The 7,682-nt window shown below is 40.4% G+C and carries 7 protein-coding genes; 1 reads left to right on the top strand and 6 read right to left on the bottom strand.

Translation table 11 applies throughout. From position 1 onward, the window contains the following. Positions 1 to 131 precede the first annotated feature (131 nt). From galU to rppH, 6 genes are all read right to left on the bottom strand, one after another. Complete coding sequence (gene galU / locus CWB66_RS04240; RefSeq protein WP_077537182.1) at positions 132 to 1,013, bottom strand: UTP--glucose-1-phosphate uridylyltransferase GalU; 882 nt, start codon at positions 1,011 to 1,013, stop codon at positions 132 to 134. Between the two features lie 21 nt (positions 1,014 to 1,034). Further along, complete coding sequence (locus CWB66_RS04235) at positions 1,035 to 1,886, bottom strand: thymidylate synthase (RefSeq protein WP_138584444.1); 852 nt, start codon at positions 1,884 to 1,886, stop codon at positions 1,035 to 1,037. Positions 1,887 to 1,896: 10 nt separating this feature from the next. Continuing rightward, on the bottom strand, positions 1,897 to 2,700 hold the full coding sequence (gene lgt / locus CWB66_RS04230; RefSeq protein WP_138584443.1) for a prolipoprotein diacylglyceryl transferase: 804 nt from the start codon (positions 2,698 to 2,700) through the stop codon (positions 1,897 to 1,899). 12 nt (positions 2,701 to 2,712) lie between these two features. Next, positions 2,713 to 3,522 (bottom strand): sulfite exporter TauE/SafE family protein, encoded by an 810-nt coding sequence (locus tag CWB66_RS04225; protein ID WP_077537179.1) that lies wholly within the window; start codon positions 3,520 to 3,522, stop codon positions 2,713 to 2,715. A 90-nt stretch (positions 3,523 to 3,612) separates the two neighbouring features. Beyond that, positions 3,613 to 5,877 (bottom strand): phosphoenolpyruvate--protein phosphotransferase, encoded by a 2,265-nt coding sequence (ptsP, locus tag CWB66_RS04220; protein ID WP_138584442.1) that lies wholly within the window; start codon positions 5,875 to 5,877, stop codon positions 3,613 to 3,615. A 25-nt stretch (positions 5,878 to 5,902) separates the two neighbouring features. Next, complete coding sequence (gene rppH, locus CWB66_RS04215; RefSeq protein ID WP_077537177.1) at positions 5,903 to 6,421, bottom strand: RNA pyrophosphohydrolase; 519 nt, start codon at positions 6,419 to 6,421, stop codon at positions 5,903 to 5,905. Between the two features lie 426 nt (positions 6,422 to 6,847). Between rppH and mutH the strand changes: the two genes are divergently transcribed. Continuing rightward, positions 6,848 to 7,519: a DNA mismatch repair endonuclease MutH gene (gene mutH, locus CWB66_RS04210; RefSeq protein WP_077537176.1), complete on the top strand. Its 672-nt coding sequence runs from the start codon at positions 6,848 to 6,850 to the stop codon at positions 7,517 to 7,519. Positions 7,520 to 7,682 lie beyond the last annotated feature (163 nt).

Raw genomic sequence — 7,682 nt, 5'->3', positions numbered from 1 at the left:
TTTGCCTAGTTCTAGCGTAATTTTCTTAACGTTAAACAGACCCCATATATAAGCATGTTGGTATAAGATGTTTAATGTTATGTGCTAATAATAAAAAAAGCGCCATGTTTGGCGCTTTTTAAATTAAGACATTATTTTACCAATGTTTTAATAAATGTTTTCAACTCGCCAGCAAATTCATCACGACGAAGGGCAAACTCAATAGTTGCCTTTAAATAGCCAATTTTGCTTCCGCAATCATGGCTACGGCCTTTAATTGCGTATGCGTCTACTTTTTCGTGTTCCATTAACATTGCAATAGCATCTGTTAGCTGAATTTCATCGCCCGCACCTTGCGGAGTTTTTGCCAGTAACGGCCAAATATTTTTACTTAATACATAACGCCCTACAACAGCTAAGTTTGATGGTGCTTCGTCAACCGGTGGCTTTTCTACCATATTCAAAATAGGTGAGCTTTCACCTTGCTGTAAATCAACATCTCCTAAATCAACCACACCAAACTGATTTACTTGCGCCATTGGCACAGGCTCTACCATAATTTGGCTATGCTGAGTTTCTTTAAAGCGCGTAATCATTTCAGCAAGGTTGTCTTTTTTAAGATTACTTTCTACATCATCAATAATTACATCAGGTAATATGACCACAAACGGTTCGTCACCAATAATAGGCGCGGCGCAGCTAATTGCATGCCCAAGACCTTTGGCTTCACCTTGGCGTACGTGTATTATTGTTACGTCTTTAGGGCAAATAGCTTGCACCTCGGCAAGTAGTTGCCGCTTAACACGTTTCTCTAAAGTCGCCTCTAATTCAAAGCTGGTATCGAAGTGATTTTCTATTGAGTTTTTACTTGAATGCGTTACTAATACTATTTCTTTAATACCAGCGCTCACGGCTTCGTTTACTACGTACTGAATTAAAGGACGATCTACTACCGGAAGCATTTCTTTAGGAATTGCTTTTGTGGCTGGTAACATGCGAGTACCAAGGCCCGCTACTGGGATCACTGCTTTCATTATGTTTTCCTTAATCTTTTATTATACTGAAAATGGGTATTGAATTGCTTCGTGGCATTGATAACCAACTACTTCAAAGTCGTCTCGTGTTACCCACGTTTCGATATCTTCTAATGATTTAATTTTTGGATTTATTTTTAACTGAGGTGATGCAAACGGTTCTCGTGTTAGCTGTACATCGCGCATTAACTCAAGTTGGTTTTCGTATATGTGTGCATTAGCAATTTTGTGGTAAGCCTTACCCGCTTTATGACCAGTAATTTGAGCCACTAGCGCTAATAATACAAAACACTGAATTTGATTGAAATTTAGGCCAAGTGGCACATCACAACTGCGCTGATACGACGTTAAATATAACGTATCACCAAGTAATGAAAACGTATGCGTGTGCATACACGGGCGCAAACAACCCAGCTCAAATTCACCGGGGTTATAAAACGAAATTATTTCACCGCGATCATCGATACCATTTTTTAAGTTGTTAATCACTTTAGCAAGCTGGTCAAGCGTTGAACCATCTGGTCGTTGCCAAGCACGACCTTGTACGCCATACACCCTACCCATGTCATCCTCGCCTTTACGGTGAGAGTTATTGAGCCATGCTTTGTTATCGTTTGCGTTAGCATCCCATGTTTTACAACCAATATTACGAAATTGCTCGGCACTGTCGTAACCACGTAGATAGCCTAGTAACTCAGCAATCGCCGCTTTATAGTAGCTTTTACGCGTGGTAATCATCGGAAATTGATTATTAGCAACATCGTATTCTAAATCAGCATTAATAACGGTTAAACAACGTGTGCCCGTACGTTTGTTTTCTACCCACTGTCCTTCGTCAACGATGCGCTGACATAATTTTAAATATTGTTTCATGTTTTTCTTGTTATGCCTTAGCTGCCGTTACTCGTTGTGGTTGTTTATATGACCAAATTAATAAGCCTAAACCACCTATTATCATAGGAAGTGAAAGTATTTGCCCCATTGAAATAAAGTCGGCAAATAATCCTAACTGCGCATCCGGCTGACGGAAATATTCAATACAAAATCTAAACACGCCATAACCTAGTAAAAACACACCTGCGACACTACCTGCTGGGCGAGGCTTTTTAATAAACCACAGCATTATTAAAAACAATACTAAGCCTTCAAAAAACGCTTCGTATAGCTGCGATGGGTGACGCGCAAGAGGACCGCCGGTTGGAAATACCATTGCCCATGGCACATCTGAAACTCGCCCCCACAGTTCACCGTTAATAAAGTTACCAATTCGCCCAGCTAACAGCCCGACTGGGACCAATGGTGCAACAAAATCGCCGACTTGAAGAAGTGATTTTTTACGCGTCCACGAAAAAATAGCAACCGCAGTGATCACGCCCAACGTTCCGCCATGAAACGACATTCCTCCCTGATCTATTCTAAATAGATACAGTGGATTTTCTATAAAATAACTAAATTGATAAAACAGCACATAACCAATACGCCCGCCAAGTATTACACCTAACATGCCATAAAAGAGTAAATCGCTGACTTGATCTTTAGTCCAACCAGAGTTTGGTTTTGATGCTTGGCGGTTAGCAAACCACATTGCAAACGCAAAACCTATTAAATACATTAATCCGTACCAGCGCACGCTTAGCGGTCCAACTGAAAAAATAATTGGGTCAATTTGAGGAAACTCAAGTGCCATAAAAATAAACCTTTAGCTAAAAATCATTCTAATTGCGATAACCACTAGCAGCACCGCGAAAATTTTCTTTATTGTATTTACAGGTAAGTAATGTGTTGCTTTAGCCCCTATAGGCGCAACAAACCACGATGTAATTACAATCCCAAATAATGCTGGGAGATACACAAACCCAGCAAAACCATGTTCTAAATCTGTAACCTGCCAGCCAGCACTTATGTAACCAATAGAGCCAAAAAATGCGATAACAATTCCACATGCAGCGGCACAACCAATTGCTTTTTTAATATCAACCGAAAAGTAATTAAGCATAGGAACGATAAGTGCCCCACCGCCAATACCGATTAATCCTGATAAGCCCCCCATGATTGCCGAAAACGCGCCTAAAATAGGACCTGCTGGTAGTGGTTTTTCTGACACCGGCTTATTGCGTGTCGAGAGCACCATTCTTGTTGCAATAAAAACGACACTTACAGCAAACACTATACGTAATATTTGCTCTGGAATAAAACTTGCCGCAAAACCACTAATAAGCGCACCGAGACCGACTCCCGACATAACCCACGGGGCAATATTCCAAGGCACATTATCATTTTTATGATGAGCCAGCGCTGAAGAAGTTGAGGTAAATAAAATAGAGGCAAGCGATGTTGCAATAGCAATCACAAGTACATGATCCGCTGACGTTACATCAAATGAGAGCAGCATAGCGCTAAGTACAGGCACAATAATTAAACCGCCACCAATGCCTAATAAACCTGCTAAAAAACCGACAATACAGCCTAGTAGTGCGCAGCTTGCGACCAACAACCCTAAGTCATACATAGTGATCTCAAATACCCTTTGGAGATGTGTATATTAAAGGATTATATAAACAATAGCATCCGTGTATTAAAGTTATTTGACCATACGTTATTATTTGGGAGTGTAAAACAAATCACCAAGCCCGTGCTCGATCATAAAGTTGCGCGTTAAACGCAGTACCTGTTTCGCACTCGACTGAGCTAAGCATGCTGCCAGTAATGTTTTCATGTCACTTGCATTCAAACGCCTGACCACCCACCTAACTTTATTGAGTGACGATAAATTCATACTTAAACGCCTATATCCCATAGCAATAAGTAAAATAGCCCCTTCGGGATCACCACCTAGCTCTCCGCATAAGCTAAATGGCATCTGATGATATTCGCAATCAGACGCTATTTGGTTTAACGCTCTGAGCACTGCTGGGTGATATGGGTTAAATAACTGTGCAACCCGTGCATTTGATCTATCAACCGCTAATAAATATTGTGTTAAATCGTTACTGCCAACAGAGCAAAAATCGACTTTTTTAGACCATTCAGGGATCATAAATAAGCTCGATGGCACCTCAAGCATAATACCCACAGCGGGTTTTTCTATCACCTGCGTTGGGTATTTTTCACTAAGTTCAAAATAGGCTTGCTCGAATAAAGCGAGTGATTCATCAACCTCTTCAGTGCCACTGATCATCGGGAGCATAATTTTTAAGTTACCCAACCCCATATTGGCTTTAAGCATGGCCTTGAGTTGATCTAAAAATAGCTCGGGATGATCTAGACTTATACGAATACCGCGCCAACCTAAAAACGGGTTTTCTTCGGTAAAATTAAAGTAATCGAGTACTTTATCGCCGCCTATGTCTAACGTGCGCATAACGACTGGTTTTGGGTAATAGCTTGTTAGGACTTCTCGATACCAGTTTTCTTGCTCTAGTTGCGAAGGAAACTGCCCCTTTTGCATAAACCATGCTTCAGTACGATAAAGCCCTACTCCATCACAAACATCAACGCTGTTTTGTTCTGTATTAAGCTCAAGCCCCGCGTTTAAGCGTAAACTAATATGCTTACCATCAAGTGTTACCGCTTCTGAGTATTGTTCTTTAAAAAAACGATTATTAAGCAAGCTGTCTTGATATTGCAACCGAGTATATTCATCAACCAGCATTTGCGAAGGCGATATATATAAACGCCCAGCAAACGCATCTAAAATCATTGTTTTGCCATTAAACTGCAACAAGGGTAAATCTTCTATTCCCCAAATGGCAGGGATCCCCATTGCACGCGTTAAAATAGACGCATGGCTATTGACCGAGCCACTAACACTGACAACCCCCGATAAACATCCTTTAGGCACTTCAGCCAGCATTGCAGGCGTTACTGTACCGGCGATAAGTATTGTATTTGATGGGTAATCTTTTACTGCACGCTCTGTGTTTACAAGATGATGTAGCACTCGTAAACCAATATCTTTAACATCAACAGCACGTTCTTTTATATACGGGTCTTGCATGGCGTTAAATTGTGATATTAAACGCTCTATTACAATTTTTAATGCGCTCTTAGCACACCAGCCTTGTTGTAATTGTATTTCTACGTTATGGCCTAAACTTTTAGCATCAAGCAGTTGTTGGTATACATCAAATACCGCGAGTGCTTCTTGTGGAATAGAATCACTTAAGGTCATCGATAGGGTATTAAACTCTTTGCGTGTAGCAGCCACAGCTTGCGTAAATAAACGCTGTTGCTCTACTACATCGCTATTTTTTTGCAGTTCAATCGATTTAAAATCAAGCTTAGGAAGTAGTACAAATGCTTGTCCAATTCCTATGCCTGGTGCGCTTGATACGCCTTTTAAAACGGATGTTTGATGAGATGACTCTTCTTGACGTAGTACTTCTTTTATTTCTGCGTGAGCTAACTGGGAAGCAAGTTGCGCTGAAAGTGTAATTAAAAACGATTCTTCGTCTTGGCTAAATACACGGGCTACTTTTTGTTGAACCACAATAACGCCTAATACTTTTTTTTGATGCACTACTGGCACAGATAAAAAAGCATTATAACCTTCTTCGTTGACTTCTGGGGAGAGCTTAAATCGTGGATGGGATTTAGCGAATGCGACATTAATTGGCTCTTCACGCTGCGCAACAAGACCCACTAAACCTTCTGTAAAACCTATTCTAAACTTACCTACCGCATCAGGATTTAACCCTTCGGTAGCCATAAGTATAAAGTTATCTTGGCTGTAATCAGCAAAATAAATAGAGCAGCACTGGGTTTTCATGGCATCTTTCACCATTTGCACAAAGCACACTAAAGCGCTGTCTAAATTCGCTTGTCGCGAAACAGACTCAACAATAGCTCTGAGTGTAGCCAGCATATTCTGCTCCTCTATTGTTAGTTAACTACCTTTTATTTCGCCAATGATCTTTATGTTGTTCTCGCTTATTAAAAGGCATCGCAAAAGGAGCAAACTCTTTCATTACGCGTCGATAAACATCCCGCTTAAACGATACAACCTGCCTTACAGGGTACCAATAACTGACCCAGCGCCAATCATCAAACTCGGGATGATGAGTTTTAAGTAAATTTACATCTTCGTCTTCACAACGTAATTTTAATAAAAACCATTTTTGTTTTTGCCCAATACACACCGGACTTGAGTCTCGGCGGATTAATCGTTTGGGTAATTTATAGCGTAACCAATGTTTTGAGCTTGCGACTATTTCTACATCTTCTGGTCGCAACCCTACTTCTTCGTGTAATTCACGGTACATGGTTTGTTCTGGCGTTTCGCCGTCATCCACACCACCTTGGGGAAATTGCCAAGAATGCTGTCCATAACGTCTAGCCCAAAAGACCTGTCCCTGATTATTGCAAATTACAATTCCGACATTGGCACGAAAACCTTCGGCATCAATCACCTTAGTGCCTCATTTGTAAGTCGATTTTTTATGATTGTTCCACATAACCCGCAATACGGCAAATACTATTACGAGTTTTACTCTGCTTACCCACAGCTTGTGCATAACTTTTGTAAAACACGCTCATTTTGCAAACAAATCCACAATATAGGATCTAAAAAACGACTTTCTCCACAGATTCTGTGGATAAACTTGTTCATACATCTGTATTTATCCCTATAACTCTATTCAGACTTAATTACAGATGAATAGCAAAACACAAAATTACAAAGCAGTTCAGTCACTTAAGTTAATTAGAGCACTTTTTATCGTGTGCAAAATTGCACCACTGACATCATGTACAAAAAACACACAAACGCAAAGATATCCACGGCTTAGCTGATTTGCTATCATGGCAATGGTATTTATTCAACCTAAATTAGTAATATGCGACCAACAAAACCACATTCAATTAATGATCTAATAAAGCGGGTTAATAACATTGCAGGGCTTACGCTTGGCCAGTTAGCGAATGAGTATAATTTCAAAACACCGGATGATTTATTACGAGAAAAAGGCTGGACGGGTCAACTAATAGAATATGTTTTAGGCGCGACGGCAGGCTCTAAACCCCTCCCTGATTTTGAAGATTTAGGTATTGAGCTAAAAACACTGCCAATTTCCTACAAAGGAAAACCGCTAGAAACGACATTTGTATCGGTCACACCATTAGTGAATGTTACAGGAATGACATGGCATGCCAGCAGTGTGCGAAAAAAGCTAAACCATGTTTTGTGGTTACCCATTTTAAGTGAGCGCGATATAGCACCATTTGATAGAACAATTGGCAGTGGCTTTTTATGGCAACCCACACCAGAACAAGACGCTTTATTACAGCGTGACTGGGAAGAGCAAATGGAGCTTATTGCACTGGGTAGAGTTGATGAAATATCAGGTCATTTAGGTGATGCAATGCAAATTCGTCCAAAAGCCGCCCATAGTAAAATAGTAACCGATGCCATTGGCCCAAATGGTCAAATAATTAAAACCCTCCCCCGCGGGTTTTATTTAAAAACGAGCTTTACTGGTGATATTTTAAAGCAGCAGTTTCAGCTTTAAGTGCTCTGTAAATAGTAATATTTAAGCAATGGGTTTATTATTTGTGAACCCTCTTTTTCGCACTGCGTGCGCGCGTCAGCAAGCTTAACGCCTACAACTTGTACTCATATTTTTGAGTAAAAGCTGTAGGCGTAAAAAGATTTCTACATTTGCGAGAGTTTTT

This window comes from Pseudoalteromonas sp. S558 (assembly GCF_005886635.1).
GTDB classification, from domain to species: Bacteria; Pseudomonadota; Gammaproteobacteria; order Enterobacterales; family Alteromonadaceae; genus Pseudoalteromonas; species Pseudoalteromonas aliena.
Note: the sequence above shows the minus strand (reverse complement) of the source record. Positions and strands in the feature narration are given on the sequence as shown.